Origin of the sequence: Facklamia sp. P9177 (assembly GCF_050409585.1) — a bacterium.
GTDB lineage: Bacteria > Bacillota > Bacilli > Lactobacillales > Aerococcaceae > Facklamia.
On record NZ_JBNUPE010000007.1, the window covers coordinates 40,381 to 61,029 of the forward strand.

The window sequence follows — 20,649 nt, forward strand, 5'->3', positions numbered from 1 at the left end:
ATAAGTTTTGTTTCAACAAAGGTAAAATACATAAAATCTATGATGCTATTGATTTTATCCTCAAGCTAAACAAAACCCTTAAAATAATTGACAAAGAGCTGTCTTCTCTTGGTTTACATTTTGGTGGTGTGTTTCTCGACTAATTGATCGAGATCATTTTCTAATTCATTTCCAATGACTTGACGATAGCTATAAGGATCATCCAAAGAAAAATAAAAATAGTTATCCCTTAAATAAGCTAATTTTTTCTCTACTTTAACTTTCAATTGCCATTCATTTTGTCTGAAAACAACCACTCCGATATTTTCTGGTGTATTAAGTCCTCCACAATTTAATCGTTCATGAATATATCGGCTCTTAACAATGTCTCCTTCATAGATCAGTTTACCACTCTTTTTAGCTGTCTTTTCAAACAAAGCCGTCGAATACATCAAGCAGTCACCTTCTGATAATTTCCATAGATTTGCTTCACTTTGACCGGCTAATACCCCCTCAAATTGATTTGTCCCCTTCTCAATAACTTGATCAAAATAACTCATTTGACGTTTTTCATCAAACCAAACTCTTGCTTTCATTTTTCCTTCCTACCCCCTATATAAAAATTAGATATACAAAATTGTATATCTAATTTTTATCTTAATTTACTCGATTTTTGGTTGTTCCAGTTTTAATGACATCTAATGTAGCGTTTAGGCCGCCTTCTACTAAGTTTTTTACTGATTCATCCGTATAAAATGCAATATGAGGAGAATAAATCACCTTAGGATGGTCTAATACTTTTACAAAGACTTCATCTTCAATTTCCTTGTCTGAAAAATCTTTGGGAATATAAGGCGCTTCATGTTCATAGGTATCCAGTCCAGCTCCTAATAGGATGCCCTCATCTAAAGCATTTAGTAGTGCCGTCGTATCAATTACTGATCCTCTTGCCATATTTAATAAGACTGCTCCTTGCTTAAACTTCTTAAACATCTTCTCATCAAATAAGTGGTGATTTTCCTCAATAGCAGGTATGTGTAAAGAAACAATATCTGCTTGTTCTACTGCCTGTTCTATCGAAGATTGATACTCTAATAAATCCTTCAGTTCATCATTTGGGTATAAATCATATCCAACTATTTTAGCGCCCATCCCTTTAAAAATTTGTGCGACACATTGGCCAATATGACCGGTACCGATAATTGCAACGGTCATATTTCCGATTACTCGACCTCTAATATTTGGTGTCCAAGAAAAATTATGCTTCTTCACTTGTTCTTGAATAGCATCATAATGCCGAATAAGATTCATCGCCGTCAAAGCTGACCATTCTGCAATTGATTCTGGTGAGTAAGTAGGGACATTGGAAACGATCAAATGATGACGTTTAGCCATTTCCAAATCATACATATCCACTCCAGCACTTCTTTGAGCGATCTGTTTAATGCCAAATGCCTCTAACTTAGCATAAATCGATTGCTCTAAAGGAGCCACTTGGGATAAGGTGACCCCATCATACCCTTCTACTTGGTAAATTGTCTTTTCAGTTAAAATATCTTGCAACATCTTAACTTCTACATTGGCTTTATTGGCCCAAGCCTCAACTATCGGTCTTTCTTCATCCCGGATACCAAATGCGATTATTTTTGTCATAATGACTCTCCTTTCTTTTTCACACTTATTCTATAAATAAACGTTTTTAAATACAAACAATTACTCTTTTTTTACAAAGTATCTCCACAGCCTAAAATTTTTGGTCTAAGCTCGAAGTCTCAATAGAAAAAACCTCCTTTTATAAGATTGTGATGGCCACAAAACAATCACAAACAGGAGGTCCCTTATAGAAAAATTTAACACAAAACGAATGACTGCACTCGCACAAGGTGAGTCTGTTCAGTAATTTTGCGCCTAGCCTTAGAAGATGCCATTAACTTTTTGCTGAACAAAGAGCGGTCGATCCTTCTTAATTTTAAAAATAGGAAGCCGAAGGCTAACAAAAACACCCCATAAAAAGATTATGTTTGTCTTCATTGTGGCCCTGCTTTTGCTCCTATTAGACGTGGAAATGATTCAAAAGAAGCAATTAATCAACAAATCCAGCGAATCAGCAAAGTGAAAGAACAATTTCCTCATACAGCAGCTCTGGAGAAAACGGTTTTTTGTTATATCACAGAGTATGATGCAAAGTTCAGACATCGGATACATGAAGCTTTGATAAAGTCCGCTTCAAACTTCAACACCTTGTGGATCAAAAAGGAGCTGTTCACAAAAAAATTAAGAAGAGAGCTAACAATGCGCTAAGTAGCTTGAATGGATGAGTCAGCGCCCTTTGCTTCCCTCGCCTTTTAGCTGAGCATACTTGCAAGGCAAATATTCAATCGTATCAATGCAATCGACAGCTCATCAAAATGCGAGCTGACTATTAGAAAAGAGTAAAAATGCTGGTCTATTTATTATAATTTTGCGATCTAGCTTACACTATTAATTTGACACTAAGAAAATCATAATAAAATTGACTCCCTTCTAAAATCTTTGAAAGGCAAAGTAATTAAATTCTTTGATCCATGAAATGCATTATTGCCAGAAACTATTAGCAAGAATCTTTCTGAAAGAAATCAATGATAAGCATCCGCAAGAAACAGGATAGCCATTTCTTTTACTGTTGAAATATTAATACTGTCCTTAGCGATAATAAGTTTGGGTGAGTTTCAACAATTTAGTCTTGACAGTTTCTGTTAATTGTTCTTTCGTCATACGCCATTTCCAGTTTCCTCCTAATGTTGCAGGAGTGTTCATTCGTGATTGGTTATCTAGGTCCAAAAGATCTTGCATACGAAAAATTGCTAAGTAAGATCGTGACATAGCAATTCCACGATTTAGACAATCAGCTATACTTTCGTCTTTTAATTCTCCTAGATAATTTTTTATTTTATCTAAAGACGCCGGACTCGCTGTATCTTGTGCCCATCCCCTAGCTGTTTCATTGTCATGAGTGCCAACATAAGCTATTGAATTGTGTGGATAGTGGTGGGGGAGATCTGGTGAGTCACCCACTTCCTCAAAACCAAACTGTAAGATTTTCATCCCAGGAAAACCGGTCGCTTCTCGCATAGCAATCACGTCAGCTGTCATAAAACCTAAATCTTCAGCGATAATATTTAAGTCTCCTAACGCTTCATTGACAGCAGCAAACAAATCATAACCTGGTCCTTTAGACCATACTCCTTCAGCGGATGTTTTAGCCGAAAGCGGAACTTGCCAAAAAGACTCAAACCCTCTAAAATGGTCGATTCGCACCCAGTCGTAAAGTTTAAAACTCTCTTTAAAACGTTGGACCCACCATTTATAATTTTGTTGACGATGATATTCCCAGTCATAAATTGGATTGCCCCAAAGTTGTCCATCGGTGGAAAAGTTATCAGGTGGCGTTCCTGCTACTAGAGTCGGATTGCCCTCTCTATCGACTTTGAATAATTCTGGATGGGTCCACATTTCTACGCTATCTCTCGAGACATAGATCGGCATATCTCCAATAATCTCAATCCCTTTTTGATTGGCATAGACTTTTAAGGATTGCCATTGTTGGTAAAAAAAGAATTGGGTTATTCGATAATAATCAAGTCGTTCAGCTAAATCTAAACGATAGCTAGCTATAGCATCAGCCTCCCGTTTTCTTGCTGGTTCATCCCACTCATACCAAGCTTTAAGATCAAACGTTTCTTTAATCGCCATATATTCAGCAAAAGGATTTAACCAATCCTGATTTTCTTGTATAAATTGTTGGTAGCTATCACTTAGATTCTTGTTTTTAAAACGTTGAACGGCACTTTCCAAGATAGTTTGGCGACTTTTAAAGATTAAAGCATAGTCCACTGACTTTCTATCTTGGCCGAAGTCGATTCCTTCTATATCTTCTAATGTTAATAAATCTTCTTTTTGCAGTATGTCTAAATCAATAAAATAAGGATTTCCGGCATAAGCTGAAAAAGATTGATAAGGTGAATCTCCATAAGAAGTCGTTGTTAGAGGTAATATTTGCCAGTATTTTTGTTTAGTATCCGATAGAAAATCAACAAAATCATAAGCTGCTTGCCCAAAGGACCCAATTCCATAATCGTTGGGTAGCGAAGATATATGCATTAAAACCCCACTTGAACGTTCCATCTTTTCCTCCTTTGATTTAATCATTTGTTTATATTGCTTGTTCTTTTACATTCAGTCCTTCCCCACTCATCTATTAGTAATAGTCAACCATGACATATACCATTATCTTGAGTCTGCTCTACTTTATTTTTTCTCCCATCCTTAATAGAGTATGTTCATTATACCCATTCTGGCCCATTTTTCACTAATCCTTTATTCATCTAGATAGGTGATTATTTTTTTCCATTCTAAAAACAAATCATCTAAACGAAATCGCGCATTGGCTGGACTGGTAGAAGATAATTTAATTCCCCTAATACCCATATCTTTTGCATGATATTTTTGATAATACTTATAAGAAGTAGTTCCATTACAGAAAACTTGCTGAATAGATGCTTTGTCAAAAATCATTTTTAAATTAGAAGGAATTACATTTTTAATGCTAGCGTCACTCGAACCGACAATATCGCATTGATATATCGAATCATAAACGGCAATTTTATGATTCATTAAAAATTTTCTTCTTTCTTCTATATTGGAACTTAATGCTTCATTAAATAGTTTTTCCATTAAAGGCCAAAAACGGTTTTGTGGATGTCCATAGAAAAAACCATACTCTCTCGTTTTCACTGAAGGGAATGAGCCTAAGATTAAGATTTTAGAGTCCTTTTTATAGAATGGCTTCAAGGGATGAATAATTGTTTGATAATCCTTTTTGCTGTCTTTAGTCATTGAATAATTCCTCCTCTCGATGACTTTATGATCCATCTAACTTGCTGTCTATCATTTCTAGCTCACATTTTCTCACTTAATCAAAAAGGCTTTCCTTTAGCAAAAAGGCACAAGACTTATTGTTGAATTACTTTCAGATCTTCTCCCTTCTACTTACTTGAGTAAGCTCAGGGTTTATTTTTTTGATGAAATACATAATAGCTTCTAACTAATCCTATTTTTGACTTTTAATGCGTCAATAAATTGCTATCTTTTCTTATTTACATTTTAAATGATTGATTGTTTGATAACAAATTTTACGGTTAGGACTGTCAAGTCAAAAAGAACCAGGAACGTTTTACAGTGTCGCTGGTTCAATTCTTTTAACGGTCTTGTAGAAATTTAGGATAGAAATATTTTTTAGATTTTTATCTTTAATGTTACCCTAGTTAATTGATCATCACTGGTATAGCTTAGGCCATAAGCTTCTCCGTAGAGGATTTTCAGTCTTTGATCCACATTAGCCATACCTATACCGCCTAGTTTAGGCTTTGGCTTGTTTGAATGCTCTTTACCTTTAAATCCTATCCCATCATCTTCCACTTGAATCATTAAAGCGTTCGCTCCAATCCTGGAAGTAATTTGGATATGCGACTGGCCTTTTTTAGTTTTAATACCATGATAAATAGCATTTTCAACAATCGGTTGAATAATTAACTTAGGTACTAAAATTTCACCTGTATTTGCTCCAAGCGAAATATCGTAATCAAATTTATCATCATACCTAATCTTTTGGATGTTCATATAATTTTTAACCTGCTCTACTTCTCTCTTCAATTCAATAACGTCCTCATCCACACTCAAGGTGGTCCGTAATAAACTACCTAAAGATTGAATAACTTCGACAGCTTGATCTTTTTCTCCTAGTTCAACCAGCCATAAAATAGTATCCAAAGTGTTATAGATAAAATGTGGGTTAATTTGACTTTGAAGGGCTTTTAATTCATAAGTACGCTTAGCTTTTTCCTTTTCTTCAATTGCCTCTGTCAATTTTTTTACCCGATTTAATAACAAATTATACTCCAAGGTCAGTTCTCTGATTTCTAGAGAAGCTTGTTGGTTTACCGGGATATTCGAAAATTCTTGATTCACTTTTTTCATCTCATCAATTAAGTCCACAATAGGATTAGTGACTTTTTTTGATACGAAAATCGAAAGAAAAATACTTGAAAGTAGAATTAAAAAAGCCCAGATAAGCATTTCGGTAATCAGCTTTCTATTTAGAATGTAAATTTCTTCAGGACTTCTAACTTGCGTCAATTGCCAATTTGTATTCGGAACATAGATTGATGAAATAATGTAATCTTCTTTGTTAAAAGCACTCGAATCTTCAATAATAGCAAGGTAATTGGCCTTTTCTTTTAGCGAATCACCATTCATCTGTTCAGAATCAAAAATCAGCTGCTTATTTTCATCTACAATAAAGGCAAAACCATTTTCCCCTAAATTTACCGTAGAAATATAATCTTCAATAAACTTATAGGAGACATCTATGATAGAAAGTCCTTGAAATTGTCTATTAGCATCTTCGATTTTATGACTCAAGGAAATGACTCGTTCACTTTTATTCATGGTAAAGCCCGAATGATTTTCACGAGTAATTTGAGCCATGTTATTCGACTTTAAAGCTGTTTGGTACCAGTCTTCATTCAACACCGATGCTTTACTTTCCATTACACTTCCGGTTTGAGTAATTAACTGACCGGATTGAGTAATTATCATAATATTTTTTATAATGTTATCGCTCGATTTTATTAAATCAAGCGTGCTTTTTAAAGCACGCTCATCAATTGCTTGCTCCTGATCGCTATTTAATTCGGGGGTCATGGCTAATAAACTATTTAAACTTTTCATCTTCTCAAGATAAGAAGCAATATATAAACTAGCCGTCTTCAACTGCTGACTGTTTTCCATTTCGATATTTTGCTTAATAATTTTAACTGAAGACCTATAATTAGCATAAGATAATATTAAAACGATCATCATTGAAATACTGAAAAAGTATACACTGATTTTTCGGTCAAATCGGTTGCGCATTGTTTTCATTTTTTTGCCTGCCTAAACTGTTTGGGGGTGATTTGATAATATTTTTTGAATTTAGTGATAAAATAATTGACATCTTCGATTCCGATCTCATGCGCAATCTCATAGTTCTTTTTATCGCTTGATAGTAAAAGTAGCTTTGCTTTCTCCATACGTCGTTTATTGATATAGTCCTGAAAGCTCATTCCATAGTAATCTTTGATCAAAACAGACAAATAATTACTATTATAGCCGATTGCTTCCGCCATCTGACTAAGCGACAAATCAGCTTGAAATATATGTTTATCCAAATAGTCTTCAATCAAATCTGAGCGTTTAACCCTATCGACTTCTTCAGGAACTAATGCCTGAATTTCATCTTTTTGACGTTTTTCTTTTATCTTAGTAATCGCTGTTTGTAAGATGAACTCAATGTCTTTTTTGGATACTGGTTTCAAAATATAATCATCCACTTTAGCTCGAATAGCCTTTTGCATGTATTCAAAATAATCGTAACCTGTTAAGATAATAATATATATTTTGGGATAATTAGCCTTGACAGATTCAGCCACACTCAAGCCATCCAGCTTAGGCATATTAATATCTAGAAGCAAAATATCAGGTTGAAAGTCTTCTACCACATTTAAAGTTTCTTCACCATCTTCTGCTTCATAAACGTCTGAAATGCCTAAATCTTCTAATGGAATTAATTGTTTAATACCCCTGCGAATGATTGATTCATCATCAGCTATCAATAATTTAAACATAATAACCTACTTCACAAAATTTATTAAGGATTCATAGCCTGCAGCTTTCATTTCTTCTAATGGGATAAAATCAATTGAAGCACTATTAATACAGTACCTCAAACCGCCTAATTCTTCAGGCCCATCTTCAAACACATGACCTAAATGTGAATCGCCTGCACGGCTTCTAACCTCGATTCTACTCATATTATAACTTAAATCTTCATTATATGTTACAACTTCCTTAGCGATGGGGCGAGAAAAAGATGGCCAGCCACAGCCAGAATCAAACTTATCTTTTGAACTAAAGAGAGGTTCACCCGTAGCTACATCGACATAAATTCCCGCTGCTTCATTATCCCAATATTCGTTAGAAAAAGAAGACTCTGTATCATTTTTTTGCGTTACTTTATATTGTATGGCTGTTAATTTATCTTTGAGCTCTTGATCACTTGGCTTTGGATATAGAGCCGGATCAATTAAAGGTTCATTAGCCTTATTCAAATCAATATGACAATAGCCATTGGGGTTTTTCTCTAAATAATCTTGATGATATTCTTCAGCTGGATAGAAATCTTTCAATTCTTCTACTTCTACTTGAATGGTTTTACGATATTTGGCCTGTTCTTTATCTAAGCGAGCTTGAATGATCGCTTGATCAGTAGTTTCAGTAAAATAAATACCTGTGCGGTATTGAACACCGCGGTCATTTCCTTGACGGTTCTTACTCGTTGGATCAACTACTTTTAGATAATAATCTAACAGTCCATCTAAAGAAATGCGCTCCGGATCATAGGTCACCTCAACCGTTTCGGCATGGCCCGATCCTTTAATCACTTCTTCATAACTTACTTCCCTCTTGTTTCCATTCGCATAGCCACTGATTACATCTGCAACACCGTAGACTCTTTCCATATAGGCTTCAACACCCCAGAAACAGCCACCGGCTAAATAAATTTTTTTCAAATCAGCAGAAGAATAATCGATGTCTTTGTTAGGGTTCACTTTGCTTTTAGCTTTCTCTTGATCCAATATGGCGTCAATTTCAGCTAATTTACTGTCATTCACTTTATTGTTAGAACTCACTTGTGAACAAGCGACTAAAAATAGGGCAAACGCCAATAAAACGAATATCTTTTTCATCTTAATTCTCCTTTGCTAAGGCTTCAAACAATTGAGTTAATGTTTCTTTGCGAATTTCACCTGGAATAATCTTTACTGGCACCCCTTGACTATCAATCAAGGCATTAGTTGGCATTGAACGTACTCCATAATTAGCAAAGGTCTGACCCTCTTCATCTAAAAGTACTTTCATATTATTGTATTCTAGCGAATTAAACCACTCCATAAAATCTTCTTTGTTTTTCTCCCCGTTATAACCAGGAGAAACAATCGTTACAACTTCAAAGTCATTTTCTTGACCAGCTAAAGTATTTAAATCTTCTAAGCCAGCTAAACAAACCGGACACCAGGATGCCCAAAACTTGACATAAACTGGCTTGCCTTTTTGTTCTGCTAAAGAATAATCTTTTCCCTTTAAATCTTTTAAGGTGAAATCATAAGCACTTTCTCTTTTTGAAGATATGCTTGAATCCTCTGAAACTTTATTTGTCTTTTTAAGCTCTTGGGCTGAATTGTTCGATTCGCCATCTGTAGTCTCTTGGTTGGAAGCTAAGGCACAACCACTTGCGATTGAAGCGACAGCTAGTAATAATATAAATCTTTTCATTTCATTTCCTCCTAATTGAATAAGTTATTAAAATAAGCGACTAAGTTGGGAAGTTGATTGGTCATTAGGACGATTCCCATTATCATTACCAAGAAGCCACCTGTTCGTTTGATGGTTACCAGATGTTTTTTGAAAAAGCTAACACGGTCTAACATATAAGTGGATAGAATCGCCATAATCAAAAAGGGAATCATTAGCCCTAATGAGTAAATTAACATCAAGAAGGCTCCGTAAAATTGAGTGTCTCCGCTGGCGGAAGTGACTAAAACAGCTCCTAATATTGGTCCTACACAAGGTGTCCAGCCAAGACTAAAGGAAACACCCATCAGATAGGTTCCTAAGGCTTTTTTCTGTTTTACATTCACTTGTATTCCACGCATACGATCCAGTTTTTTAAAGTGGATGATATCCATTTGGTGGACACCCAGTAAAAAAACTAAAAAGCCTGCAAAGATTAAAATGGAAGAATTATTTAGGGCTTGGCCTAACCATCCTGCGCCAAAACCTAAAATAATAAAACTGGTTGAAAGTCCTAATACGAAGGACATGGTTTTAATAATGCCTCCCTTATTGATTTCGAACTTGCCAATTTTTAATTTTTGATATTCTCCTGCTTCATCCGTCATAAAACCAATATAGACTGGAATTAAGGGGAAGGTACAGGGTGCAAAAAATGACAATAATCCGGCAACAAACACGGAACTGAGTAAAATGTTTTCTCCTATCATAATGTTTTCCTTTCAAAAATGTATTTTTTCTTTATAGCTTAATTATAGAAGTAAGACGAAAGGATTATAATCGAAGATCGTTTTAAAAAACTTTAATTTGATTGTATTATTTATTATTTAATACAATTTATACTTTTCATATAAAAAAGAGCTGTTCCAATTCCTTATTGAAGAAAATTGGACCAGCTCTTAATTTCATTGGTTTAAAATCTTATTTATTGAGTTTTGTTAATAAAGCTACCGTCTCAACATGGTGTCCATTGTCCAAACCTATTAATGTATCTTCCTCAATGATTGGAAGCTTAAAAGTAATAGATTTTAACCATTGTCCATTTGGTTGCTTCTCTTGATATATTTCAATCTCTTCAATAAGAACTTCCATAAGTTTTCTTCGTTCTTCATCATTCATAAGTTCATATAATTTATCAAAGTAAATCAATATCTTATATATATTATCCCCTGTTAATTTTTCAGCTTCAATATTTCTTCTTTTCGCTTTTGAATCTATAAGACTTCTCTCTATCACTTCAATTTTGTCATATGCTTTATATAACCTATTTTCGAAATCCTCTTTGATCCGACTATAATACTTATCCTCAACATCTAATTTATCTAAATCTTCTAAGATTTTTGATTTTAACAAGTTACTTTTTCTCAGCTCGTTTTCGTAATTTTCTATCTCATTATCTATATTCCTTGTATCAACCTTCATGTTAATTTTTTCTTGCATTAGACGAGCAAATTTTGGGTTACTTACTAACTTGGTAATCACTTCAACTACTGCTCCATCTAATATTTCTTTTCGAATTTGCTTATTGAAAGTACATTTATGACCACGGACTTTTTTTCTATGCTTACATCCATAATAGAAAAAGTCTTTATATTTTGTGCCATCTTTTTTGTACTTAACACTCTTATTTCCCAATAAGCCAACACCACAAATAGGACATTTAATTAATCCAGATAATAAATGAGTTGTTGTTCCTCTAGGCTTATGTAAATATTCATATTTCTTTGCTTGGCTTGTGATTTTAATTTGAGCTGCTTCCCATATTTCATCACTTATGATTGCTTTGTGAATACCATCAGCTACCAAATAATCATCTTGTTCTACTAGTTGATATTCATTACGTGTTCCATGTTTCTTTTCTGTACGTCTTCTACCATAAGCAATTTTGCCATTGTAGACTGGATTTTTAATAATGCGAGTTATAAGGCTTGCACTAAAAAGAGGATTTTTTCCATTTTGTCTAGGAATCTTTTTTATACCTTGATTATCAAGATATCTTGCTATACTATTGGCTCCCATAGTTGTGTTAACATACTTATCAAAAATTACTCGAATAGCAAATGCTTCATCTTCATTTATCTTTAACTCACCATCAACAAGCTGATATCCATATGGAGCAAAGCCACCATTCCATTTACCTTCTCTAGCCTTTTGCAATCTACCTTCCATTGACTGAATTCTTATGTTTTCTCTTTCAATTTCAGAAACAGCTGAAAGAATAGAAATCATAAGCTTTCCAGCATCTTTTGAGGAATCAATCCCATCTTCAACACAAACTAAATTTACACCAAAGTCTTGCATGATTTGTAAACTAGATAAAACATCAGCCGCATTTCTTGCAAATCTGGATAGCTTATAAACAAGGACAAAGGAAACACCATCTTTACCAGACTTGATATCATCCATCATTTGTGTGAAGGCGACACGACCTTCAATGGATTTACCTGATTTTCCCGCATCTTCATACTCGCCAACAACCTCATAGTCGTTAAAATCAGAATATGCTTTCATCTTAGCTTTTTGAGCCTCTAAAGAATATCCATCTATTTGTAAGGTGGTTGAAACTCTTGTGTAAATATAAACTTTTTTCTTCTCTTTTTTCATACAAAACCTCGCTTTCTTAAAATAGTTTGGATATTTATCTCACGACTATTATATCATTTAAATCCTTTTTCCTGCGATAGTTTTGTAAAATTTATATCTTTTATTTCATCTTCATTATCGGAAGTAATTGGAAGAGGATTAGGCAAATTATTAACATCCAAATCTTCAGCATATTTTCCAATTAAATCCGCTAATAAGTTAGCTAATCCATTCCATTGATACTCCAATCTCTCACCTCCTTTCTTGTTTGCGAATTATTTAGTTTTATGACATAAACGAGTGCAATGGAATTGCTACATAGGCATCTCACCTCTGCCCCTGTTCTAGATAGGCCAGCGTCAACTGTAGAAGTATCATTATCACCACTTAAATCATCGCTTAAGGTTTCCACGCCTTAATTAAACTCATTTATTTATCGCTTGCTTCCTTCTATCCTTAGAATTTTCTAGTATTCATTTAAACCGATTACTCAGCAGGAAGGTCTAGGCGTAAATAAGCTCATGCTCCTTAAATGGATAACGTCTCGTTGTGGTCTATTCAGTTGTCAAAGATCAAAGAGAGTAAAAGTCCATCTACTTTATGGAGTAAAAATTATTATTCTCCCACAAGGAGTTTTTCTTTAAAATTTACAATTAATTCTTTTGGTTATTAACCTCTCTACTTTATAGAGTGAAAAAGCAAGGTGCTTGGTAACCAAATTCAGCAAAAACTTTTTAAAAGTGAAATTTATTATTTTCCTGTAATGAGTTTTGCTTTTCTTTTTCGAAGTAAATCTTTCAATAATTAACCCCTCTACTTTATAAAGTGAAAAAATGACCCTATTGGACCGCTTTTTTTGAAGTTTGATACTCTTTTGAGACTACATTGAGACTTTTAAGATTGTTATTTCGTTCTGAAAAATAGGATATGACGTTCTTACTACCTTTGTGGTAATAGAAAAAGCGACTAGAGTTTTTTACTTTTCTAGTCGCTCTTAGTCGTCTATTAAATTTTTTGCTTTTTTTATCTTTTCTTTTCGTTTTTCCTTTCGTCTGTCCTTGCCATCTACTTTTAAGGGTACTCCCATTTCTATTATTCTTGAATAAATTCTTGCTAACATTAGGTTTTCTTGTTCCCTTTCTAGCTCTCTATAGTCTATATTTGTTGTTATAATAGTCGGTTTACTTTTCTGATACCTTGCATTTATCACATTATAGACTTGTTCTAGGGCATATTCTGTATCCCTTTCTATTCCAAAATCATCAAGGACTAATAAGGTCTTACTGACTAGACTATTGATATATTCATTTCTATCAAGGTTAAAGCCACCTTTTTGTAAATCATTTAGTATTTGAGAAAAGTTGATAACTTTACATTCATAAAGGTATTTTTCAATGATAGCATTAACTATGGAACAAGTAAGATAGGTTTTTCCACTTCCCACTCCTCCATAGATGATTAATCCGATATTGTCCTTTCTCATTTCTTCAAATTTATCTACATAGTTTCTCGCCTTTCTGATTAGGTCTTTATCTATGAGTTCATCAGAGTTTCTAAAGGTATATTTGCTTTGACTTATTTCTACAAAACATCTTCTTTTAATTTCTTCCACCTTTAAGGCTCTTTGTCTTTCTTTTTCAAGTTTTTCTCTTTCCCTATCACATTTACAGGCTCTTCTAAATATCATCTTTTTATTTATAAAGTCCATTACTTGTCCGTCTACTTGCTCATTACAAGACTTACAGTAAACATGACCCTCTTTTTCATAATCCCTATCAAGATTGTACTTAAAATTAACTCCTTTGATTTTTATGGTCTTAGTATTTTTATCTGTCATTTTATCCTCCTATAAAAATAAGGGGGTAACATTTCGTTACTCCCTTTGTGGTAATAAAAAAGCGACTAGAATTTTTTACTTTTCTAATCGCCTTGTATTTCTTATTGATTTTCATTTGTTAAATGGTGGAAGCTTATTTAATGGCTTTTTTATTCTTCCCTATAGAATTAATCATCTTTTCTATTAACTCATCTAAAAAGACCTGTCCACCCTCTTATATGCTAGGACTATCATCATAGTTAGATGTAGTTTTTCTTTTATCTGATTTATTCATAAGTTTATTCTTATCTTCTTCATACCAGTTAAGGATTGTTACATAGTGGTTCTTATAGTCCTTACCACTACTTTCCATATACCTTGATAACTTATCTATCATGGTTTGAGTGTTTTTTTTTAACTCTTCCTCTAGTTTTTTATATTCTTCTTCTGATAACTTAACATTTTTAAATTGACCATAAAAGAGAGTGGATGTTTTTTCTCTTTCTCCTCTACCCTTATCTAAACTAACCTTACCTAATCTATTCTCCCCTATACTAGGTCGACCACTTGTCAACCGTTGGTCAACCAAATGACAACCAGTGCTTTTTATATATGCTCCATTGATTATTTCTTGAAGTTGCTCCTTTTCTTCTACATACATTGTAGGCTTATATCTATCTTTTCTAATATAGTTGTTTATCTTCCAATGGGTTATGACTAAAACACCACTTTTAAATATAATAACAAAGCCTTTTGCTATTAATATCTTAAAATCGTCCTCACTTGCTCCAATCATTCTTATAATTGTCTTTGGATTTCCAACAAAACCATCATCATCTGCACTTATATTTAAGTGCAAGTATAGAGCTTGTGAGGATAAAGGCATTTCTAAAAAAACATCTGATTGAACAACAGATTTTGATATCATTCTTCTTTCTGCCATTTCTCCTCCTAAATTTATAAGGGCTAAACATTTCGTTCAGCCCTCTAATTTCTTATTATTTTTTCTCTTTTGTGTTGTCCTGATTTAGGACTTCATCTTTTATTTTCTAAACGGTGCTTATCTTTCTTCATTCCTTTGATATTTCTCCCTTGCTTTTTGTCTGTATCTATCATCTTTTTCTTGTTGTTTTTCAAATTTCTTAATCTGTTCAATGATACTTGGCTTTTCTCCCCTCTTTATTGCCTTATCAATTTCAATGGATAGGTCAATCCCATAATCATCATTGACTATTTTTACTGCATACTTAATGTGATTAATCTTTGAAAATTCATCTTTAATATCAGTCTTTACCTTGTTCAGCCTTTCTATTTCATCTTCTAATTGTCTAACTTGTTTTTTCCACTCTTTAGGTTTTATAGCTGATGAGCCTGTTTGCTTTTCTAAATAGGTTCTTACTCTTTTATACTTGTCTATTATCTCCTTATGGTCTTGATAGTAATTTTCCTTGAATAATTTCTTTCCTTGCCACTTATCAAAGACTGGTTTTGTTTTACGGATAATATCAGCATAGACTAGGCACTTATTCAGCTTATCTATTTCTTCTGTCTTGGCTTTTATTTCCTTTGATACTTTCCTATTTCTACTTTGTAGGCTAGATATTTTACCCTGTAAGTCTGCTATGGTTTCTAGGTTGTTGTTTTGAAGATATACTCTTGCACTAGCAAATCTTTTTAAGTCGGCTAACCCTTTCTTTTCTCTACCATACCTATTTAGATATTTTCTTTTATCAACTTGAATATCATGGTAAATTGAGATGTATTCATAGAGATTAAAAAGCTCTGCCTTGTTCTCCAGTTCTTCTTTTTTATCTTCTTTGTACTGGTCATATCTCTCTTGTAGTTTGCCGATTAAACTTCCTAACCACGAATTGATCTCGGTTAATCTTGTTTTGATTTCTTTGACTAAGCTGTTATGTTTTTTTATCTCTCGGTTGATATTTCCTTTTTCTGTTTCTATACCTTGTCTTTCTAAGGCAGAAGCACTTGCTCCCATATGAATGGTGGGTATTTCATCTCGTCCTTGTCTTTCATAGGAACGATGGTCAACTCTTTTTTCAATGTTTTTCTCTGCTAGGTATCTATTACATAGACTTGCAAAACTCTCTCGCCACTTTTCAGCATTGCCCCTATTATTCCAATCAGTAAGTTCAATCTTTCTTGTTTTTTGTTTGCCACTTTTGGTTAAAACTGGCTCCCCCTTTTCATCAAAGACATATTCTTTTTTGCTTTTCTGCCCCCATGATCCATCTTCATTTAGTGGTCTTACGGTTGTCATAATATGGGCGTGAATATTCTGGTTTCCCTCATCACTTTCATCATGAATAGCAAGGTCTGCTATCATTCCTCGTGATGCAAAATTACTTTCAATAAATTCTGTAATAAGCTTCTTGTTTTCTTCAATACTTAATTCTTTTGGTAGGGCTATGATAAAACTTCTTGCCAGTTGAGCATTGATTGCTTTTTCATTTAGTTCCACACTATTCCATAAACTTGCTCTGTCTTTAAACTCTTCTTTTGCATTTTCAGGTAAGAATATTTCCTTGTAGATTAAGTCTTTTTTGTTTTGGTAATTATGGGTTACTCCGTCCCATTGATTGGTTATTTTCTCTCTTGATATATATGCAGAGCTAGCAACTGCTGACTTCCCCTTTCCTCTACTTACCATAGAAATATTAAAATGAAAACTCTCTGCCATACTTTCCCTCCTCTCTATTTTTTATTTTCTCTTTCTTGTTTTAGGTGTCGGTCTTAATAAATCTTTTGAACCTCCACTTAGTGAATGAGCGTTTTGAAATGATAAAATAAAAAAAGCCGACGATACTAAACTTACTTTCTTGTTTCAGTATGTCGGCTTAATGATTACTATTCATTTCAAATTTTTATTGTCAAGGGCGAGCGGTAGCGAGTTTATTTTACCCTTGACTATAAAAAAGCGAATGGATATTTTTATGCAAGTAAAAAACAGTAAACCCTTTTTCGATTTACTGTTTTTACTGTTTTCTAACAAATATTATTTTTAATTATCTATTCTACTTTTCGTAAATATAAATTATAAATCCCTGCTACAATACCACTTATCAAAATAACTGCAAGAATAGAAAATGCAGAGACCTTATTTAAATATCCCGCAAAGGTCAAAAGAAAAAACACCATCCCCAACAAAGAAGTTTGAATAGAATACCCTATCATGAAAGAAGCCGCTGTTATTAACCTCTCTCTTTCATCCGTTTCATTAATCCACTTTTGTTTATCTCCCGTAGCAAAAAGTACGCCTATTCCACCAATACATAAAATAAGAGCAACCACAAAAAATCCTATCCATGCAATATCCATTCTTGGAAAGACCTTTAAAACATCTTTTTTAATAAACAATATTCCAGCACTCAAAGCAAAAAATATTCCAATAATAATAACTAGGATAGATAACTTTTTTGCTAGAATCATTTCTTTTTTAATATCTCTTTTCATTTTTTATCCTCCATTCATTTAATATTTGTTTTTAATTATTCATTTTTTCACTCCTCATAAATGAATATATCCTCAATTTGTAAATCGAAGTATCTGGCAATCTTAAATGCAAGTATTATTGATGGATTATATCTACCATTCTCCAAAGAACCTATCGTCTGCCTTGACACTTCAACAATGGTGGCTAATTCCTCTTGTGTTATTCCATTTTTCTTTCTTATTTCCTCAAGTCTGTTCTTCAAATTAAACCACCTCCGCATATAATGACAAGCTAGCTTTACATATAGTATAATCAATTTCAGTATAAATGTCAAGTTTGCTTTCCGTTTTTTTCTAAGGATCCAAATATTTGTTCTTAATCTGTGTTACTTCCTTTCTATTTTTGTATCTGCTCTATACAAGTCTTAACTTTTCAGCTTGTTCAAATGCTTCTTATGTTTCTAAGATTTGATTGTAAAAGTTCTTTATATCTTTCTTCAAAGTGCCAACTTCTTTTTATCATTTAATGATAACTTAAGGTTTGGTTTCTCCTAAATGTTCTTTCAGATGTTTCTTGGCACTTTCAAATAAAATAAGCTCTGCGCTATCCTAGTTATTAAAATGAAAACTCTCTGGCATCTTCTCACTTCCTTTCCTGTTTTAGGTGTTGGTCTTAAAAAAATATCTTAAACTTTCACTTAGTGAATGAGAGTTTTGAAATACCCTTTACTTAATAACTCAATCCACTCGTAAACTCGTGGTGAGTTATTGGTAGGAGCAGACCCTGTTACAATAAAAAAAGCCGACGATACTAAACTTACTTTCTTGTTTCAGTATGTCGGCTTAATGATTACTATTCTTTTCAAATTTTTATTGTCAAGGGCGAGCGATAGCGAGTTTATTTTACCCTTGACTATAAAAAGCGAATGGATATTTTTATGAAATTGTATTTTAGAAAAATCTGATAAAGGCTTTAGCCTTTTCATTGCTCCCTGCAAGGGTCAAGCACCGCAGGTCGCAATGACACCCTTTAGGGTGTATAATTGCGCCCTTAGAAAATCTAAGGGCTTGATTATGTTATTCTCTCTTTCAAAACTTCTTCCTTTTTCCTAAGTTGTTTTTTCCTCTCAATCCATATTCAGAAAAACTTTATCTAGTATTTCAATAATTTCATCATTGCTTTTTTCTTCTGCTTTCTCAATATAACTTTCTAAAATTGCTCCTCTTTCTATTAATCTTTTTGTCCTTTTCTTCCTTTCTTTCTGACTAATCTGTCTTTTGATTTTCTTCTCTTGATTTTTTAATTGCTCAAGTTCTAGTTCACATTTTCCCTTTTCTTCTAATAAATTTTCTATCTCATCTTTGACTTGATTAAGTCTTTTTGTGTTTAACACTTTCACCTCCAAATTTTAGGTATAAAAAAAGACAATAGATTTTAATTTGATATGCCCCCTGTCTACTTGACAGGGGGCATATCAAAAACTATCGTCTTATTCGTGCATATATTAAGTTGTTAATTTACTTTTTACTCTTTTTGTTATTGTAATATTTATTTCCGGCAATTATAAGAGGTATTGTAGAACCAATAATACCAATATATCCATAATTGCCTGTTTCGTATACAATGTATATTAATACACACATTGATAATAAAAGTACCACATTTGCTATTATTAGCCACATATTCTTTTTATACATTTGCCACCTCCACAAATTCTAATTTATTTGTTTATCCTTAGTTTTTTTGTTTTTTTTTAACCTAATTCATTCTCTTATTAATTAATTTAGATACAAAATATATTAAGAAAACAATGATTGCAAAAGATAGATTTGTCATTATTAACATTTTGTAATTTAGAGAATTTCCTAAAACTAAATTTGTATTAAATTTTGTAAATTCTACAAACGGTAACATCTTTTCTCCAATAAAAGCTAAAGCTTTTGGCAATTGATCTGCTTTTATTCCCATATTCCCAGAAACTATAAAAATAAAGAAATAGATCCCCATACTAATCGCAAAAGTAGGACCAAATTTTTTAAATATATTTACTATGGAATATGCTAATATAAATTCCACCATTCCTTGAATTATTAAAAGGGCTAACATTACTGGAAACAATAAAAAATTATCAATTTGTAGTCCCACTGTAATTGCAAATATAGTATATATAGCAATAGCTACTATTATAAAAACTATTTGTGATACTAATTTACTAATGATTGTATCTTTTTTAGATATCCCAAATAACATCATTCTCTTAGGGACTCCTTCTTCATACTCTTTAGAGTAGGTTGCTGCATTTCCAAGAAGTACTCCAGCTAGTGGTATTACTGTAGAGAATCCTAAAAATATTTCTATTTTCACTTGATTGAAGATTTGGTTTGGAACACTTTCAAGTACAGACAGACATATTAAATAATACAAAACACAAGGCATGACTATTGCAAAAGCCCAGTTGAATCCATTTCTAGACAGACTCTTTAATTCATATTTTATTAGATTATTCATTCTTTTCATTATATCCTCTCTTTATAGTATGCAGCCTTGGCATTTAATGTTAAAACTTCAATATCATTATATTTCACACTAAAAGGTATCTCTTTTTCTATTAATTTTTCAATAATAGTTTCTTTTTCACTTTTATTATTGACCCCTAAAACTATTGTGTTTTTTCCTCCTATTAACATTTTATGCCCTTTAGATATTTTTCTAGTTTCTTCAGCTTCCGGTAAAAGGATTATACATTCACCACAATATTCTTGGAATAGTGACTTTACATCACCTTGGGCAATTACCTTACCTTTATCCAGTAAAATTATTTTATTTACTAAATTCTCTAACTCTTCATAGTAGTGAGAAACAAGTAACATTGTTTTATCTGTATCTTTATATAATTCGTTTAGTTTACCTGTCAAATTATTTCTCGACTCAAAATCCAAACCTGATGTTACTTCGTCATATATGGTTAATTTTGCATCTTGCATAAGTATTAATATTATTGTTAATTTTTGTTTTTCTCCACCAGAAAGCTTTTTAAATCTTTTCTTTAGACAGTCTCTGAATTCAAAAAAATCAATTAGCTCTTCTATTTTTTCATTACCTTTGATTTTATCATTTATAACGGCTTCGATTATTGTTTTAATATCCACAAATTCGTTGTATCCATTCTGCTGTAAATGGACTGCTATATCTTTATACTCTAAGAGTGTATCTATATTTCCCTTGTATTTAGTCAACCCCATAATACAGTTAATCAAGGTAGATTTACCTGCTCCATTGCTTCCTATAATTCCAACTTTATCTCCCTCATTTATTTGTATTTCTTCTCTTATATCTAGTGCTGTGAAATCTTTATATTTAACTTGTAATTTCTCTATCTTTAACATGTTCC

20 protein-coding genes are annotated in these 20,649 nt (G+C 32.9%); all 20 read right to left on the reverse strand.

What is annotated here, in order from left to right:
• Positions 1-113: 113 nt before the first annotated feature.
• Positions 114-575, reverse strand: coding sequence for a YopX family protein (locus ACQV18_RS05115; protein ID WP_428873491.1), 462 nt, complete (start codon positions 573-575; stop codon positions 114-116).
• Positions 576-636: 61 nt separating this feature from the next.
• Positions 637-1,632 (reverse strand): D-2-hydroxyacid dehydrogenase, encoded by a 996-nt coding sequence (locus ACQV18_RS05120; protein WP_428873490.1) that lies wholly within the window; start codon positions 1,630-1,632, stop codon positions 637-639.
• A gap of 1,029 nt (positions 1,633-2,661) precedes the next feature.
• A complete protein-coding gene (malQ, locus tag ACQV18_RS05125; RefSeq protein WP_428892659.1) occupies positions 2,662-4,143 on the reverse strand; it encodes a 4-alpha-glucanotransferase in 1,482 nt (493 codons plus the stop codon).
• A 192-nt stretch (positions 4,144-4,335) separates the two neighbouring features.
• Positions 4,336-4,854, reverse strand: coding sequence for a DNA-deoxyinosine glycosylase (locus tag ACQV18_RS05130; RefSeq protein ID WP_428873487.1), 519 nt, complete (start codon positions 4,852-4,854; stop codon positions 4,336-4,338).
• Between the two features lie 399 nt (positions 4,855-5,253).
• Positions 5,254-6,939 carry a cache domain-containing sensor histidine kinase gene (locus tag ACQV18_RS05135; RefSeq protein WP_428882298.1) on the reverse strand — a complete coding sequence of 562 codons (1,686 nt, stop codon included), beginning with the start codon at positions 6,937-6,939 and terminating at the stop codon, positions 5,254-5,256.
• A complete protein-coding gene (locus ACQV18_RS05140; RefSeq protein ID WP_428892660.1) occupies positions 6,936-7,682 on the reverse strand; it encodes a response regulator transcription factor in 747 nt (248 codons plus the stop codon). Before ACQV18_RS05140 ends, ACQV18_RS05135 begins: the two co-directional genes overlap by 4 nt.
• A gap of 6 nt (positions 7,683-7,688) precedes the next feature.
• On the reverse strand, positions 7,689-8,804 hold the full coding sequence (gene msrB, locus ACQV18_RS05145) for a peptide-methionine (R)-S-oxide reductase MsrB (protein ID WP_428873483.1): 1,116 nt from the start codon (positions 8,802-8,804) through the stop codon (positions 7,689-7,691).
• A gap of 1 nt (position 8,805) precedes the next feature.
• Positions 8,806-9,390, reverse strand: a complete 585-nt coding sequence (locus tag ACQV18_RS05150; protein WP_428873481.1) for a TlpA family protein disulfide reductase — start codon at positions 9,388-9,390, stop codon at positions 8,806-8,808.
• Between the two features lie 11 nt (positions 9,391-9,401).
• Positions 9,402-10,118, reverse strand: coding sequence for a cytochrome c biogenesis CcdA family protein (locus tag ACQV18_RS05155; protein ID WP_428873480.1), 717 nt, complete (start codon positions 10,116-10,118; stop codon positions 9,402-9,404).
• Positions 10,119-10,329: 211 nt separating this feature from the next.
• Entirely contained in the window at positions 10,330-12,012 is a 1,683-nt protein-coding gene (locus ACQV18_RS05160) for a recombinase family protein (RefSeq protein ID WP_428892661.1), read from the reverse strand.
• A gap of 53 nt (positions 12,013-12,065) precedes the next feature.
• On the reverse strand, positions 12,066-12,239 hold the full coding sequence (locus ACQV18_RS05165) for a hypothetical protein (protein WP_428882257.1): 174 nt from the start codon (positions 12,237-12,239) through the stop codon (positions 12,066-12,068).
• Between the two features lie 746 nt (positions 12,240-12,985).
• Positions 12,986-13,828: an ATP-binding protein gene (locus tag ACQV18_RS05170; protein WP_428882259.1), complete on the reverse strand. Its 843-nt coding sequence runs from the start codon at positions 13,826-13,828 to the stop codon at positions 12,986-12,988.
• Between the two features lie 214 nt (positions 13,829-14,042).
• The gene (locus tag ACQV18_RS05175) at positions 14,043-14,750 is read right to left on the reverse strand and encodes a replisome organizer (protein ID WP_428892662.1); all 708 of its coding nucleotides are present in this window, start codon (positions 14,748-14,750) and stop codon (positions 14,043-14,045) included.
• Between the two features lie 117 nt (positions 14,751-14,867).
• A complete protein-coding gene (mobQ, locus tag ACQV18_RS05180) occupies positions 14,868-16,505 on the reverse strand; it encodes a MobQ family relaxase (protein WP_428892663.1) in 1,638 nt (545 codons plus the stop codon).
• A 329-nt stretch (positions 16,506-16,834) separates the two neighbouring features.
• Positions 16,835-17,278, reverse strand: a complete 444-nt coding sequence (locus ACQV18_RS05185; protein WP_428892664.1) for a hypothetical protein — start codon at positions 17,276-17,278, stop codon at positions 16,835-16,837.
• Positions 17,279-17,325: 47 nt separating this feature from the next.
• Entirely contained in the window at positions 17,326-17,520 is a 195-nt protein-coding gene (locus ACQV18_RS05190) for a helix-turn-helix transcriptional regulator (protein ID WP_428892665.1), read from the reverse strand.
• Between the two features lie 864 nt (positions 17,521-18,384).
• Positions 18,385-18,651 carry a DUF3847 domain-containing protein gene (locus tag ACQV18_RS05195; RefSeq protein WP_428892666.1) on the reverse strand — a complete coding sequence of 89 codons (267 nt, stop codon included), beginning with the start codon at positions 18,649-18,651 and terminating at the stop codon, positions 18,385-18,387.
• Positions 18,652-18,775: 124 nt separating this feature from the next.
• Complete coding sequence (locus tag ACQV18_RS05200) at positions 18,776-18,955, reverse strand: hypothetical protein (RefSeq protein ID WP_428892667.1); 180 nt, start codon at positions 18,953-18,955, stop codon at positions 18,776-18,778.
• Positions 18,956-19,016: 61 nt separating this feature from the next.
• Complete coding sequence (locus tag ACQV18_RS05205) at positions 19,017-19,775, reverse strand: hypothetical protein (protein ID WP_428892668.1); 759 nt, start codon at positions 19,773-19,775, stop codon at positions 19,017-19,019.
• Entirely contained in the window at positions 19,775-20,644 is an 870-nt protein-coding gene (locus ACQV18_RS05210; protein WP_428892669.1) for an ATP-binding cassette domain-containing protein, read from the reverse strand. Before ACQV18_RS05210 ends, ACQV18_RS05205 begins: the two co-directional genes overlap by 1 nt.
• Positions 20,645-20,649 lie beyond the last annotated feature (5 nt).

What these genes read in the sequence shown, in the direction of transcription:
- ACQV18_RS05135 (WP_428882298.1), bottom strand. Translation starts at nt 6,939, where the DNA reads ATGAAAACAATGCGCAACCGATTTGACCGAAAAATCAGTGTATACTTT.
- msrB (WP_428873483.1), bottom strand. Translation starts at nt 8,804, where the DNA reads ATGAAAAAGATATTCGTTTTATTGGCGTTTGCCCTATTTTTAGTCGCT.
- ACQV18_RS05170 (WP_428882259.1), bottom strand. Translation starts at nt 13,828, where the DNA reads ATGACAGATAAAAATACTAAGACCATAAAAATCAAAGGAGTTAATTTT.
- ACQV18_RS05200 (WP_428892667.1), bottom strand. Translation starts at nt 18,955, where the DNA reads ATGTATAAAAAGAATATGTGGCTAATAATAGCAAATGTGGTACTTTTA.
- malQ (WP_428892659.1), bottom strand. Translation starts at nt 4,143, where the DNA reads ATGGAACGTTCAAGTGGGGTTTTAATGCATATATCTTCGCTACCCAAC.
- ACQV18_RS05205 (WP_428892668.1), bottom strand. Translation starts at nt 19,775, where the DNA reads ATGAAAAGAATGAATAATCTAATAAAATATGAATTAAAGAGTCTGTCT.
- ACQV18_RS05155 (WP_428873480.1), bottom strand. Translation starts at nt 10,118, where the DNA reads ATGATAGGAGAAAACATTTTACTCAGTTCCGTGTTTGTTGCCGGATTA.
- ACQV18_RS05175 (WP_428892662.1), bottom strand. Translation starts at nt 14,750, where the DNA reads ATGGCAGAAAGAAGAATGATATCAAAATCTGTTGTTCAATCAGATGTT.
- ACQV18_RS05140 (WP_428892660.1), bottom strand. Translation starts at nt 7,682, where the DNA reads ATGTTTAAATTATTGATAGCTGATGATGAATCAATCATTCGCAGGGGT.
- ACQV18_RS05130 (WP_428873487.1), bottom strand. Translation starts at nt 4,854, where the DNA reads ATGACTAAAGACAGCAAAAAGGATTATCAAACAATTATTCATCCCTTG.
- ACQV18_RS05210 (WP_428892669.1), bottom strand. Translation starts at nt 20,644, where the DNA reads ATGTTAAAGATAGAGAAATTACAAGTTAAATATAAAGATTTCACAGCA.
- ACQV18_RS05115 (WP_428873491.1), bottom strand. Translation starts at nt 575, where the DNA reads ATGAAAGCAAGAGTTTGGTTTGATGAAAAACGTCAAATGAGTTATTTT.
- ACQV18_RS05150 (WP_428873481.1), bottom strand. Translation starts at nt 9,390, where the DNA reads ATGAAAAGATTTATATTATTACTAGCTGTCGCTTCAATCGCAAGTGGT.
- ACQV18_RS05120 (WP_428873490.1), bottom strand. Translation starts at nt 1,632, where the DNA reads ATGACAAAAATAATCGCATTTGGTATCCGGGATGAAGAAAGACCGATA.
- mobQ (WP_428892663.1), bottom strand. Translation starts at nt 16,505, where the DNA reads ATGGCAGAGAGTTTTCATTTTAATATTTCTATGGTAAGTAGAGGAAAG.
- ACQV18_RS05185 (WP_428892664.1), bottom strand. Translation starts at nt 17,278, where the DNA reads ATGAAAAGAGATATTAAAAAAGAAATGATTCTAGCAAAAAAGTTATCT.
- ACQV18_RS05160 (WP_428892661.1), bottom strand. Translation starts at nt 12,012, where the DNA reads ATGAAAAAAGAGAAGAAAAAAGTTTATATTTACACAAGAGTTTCAACC.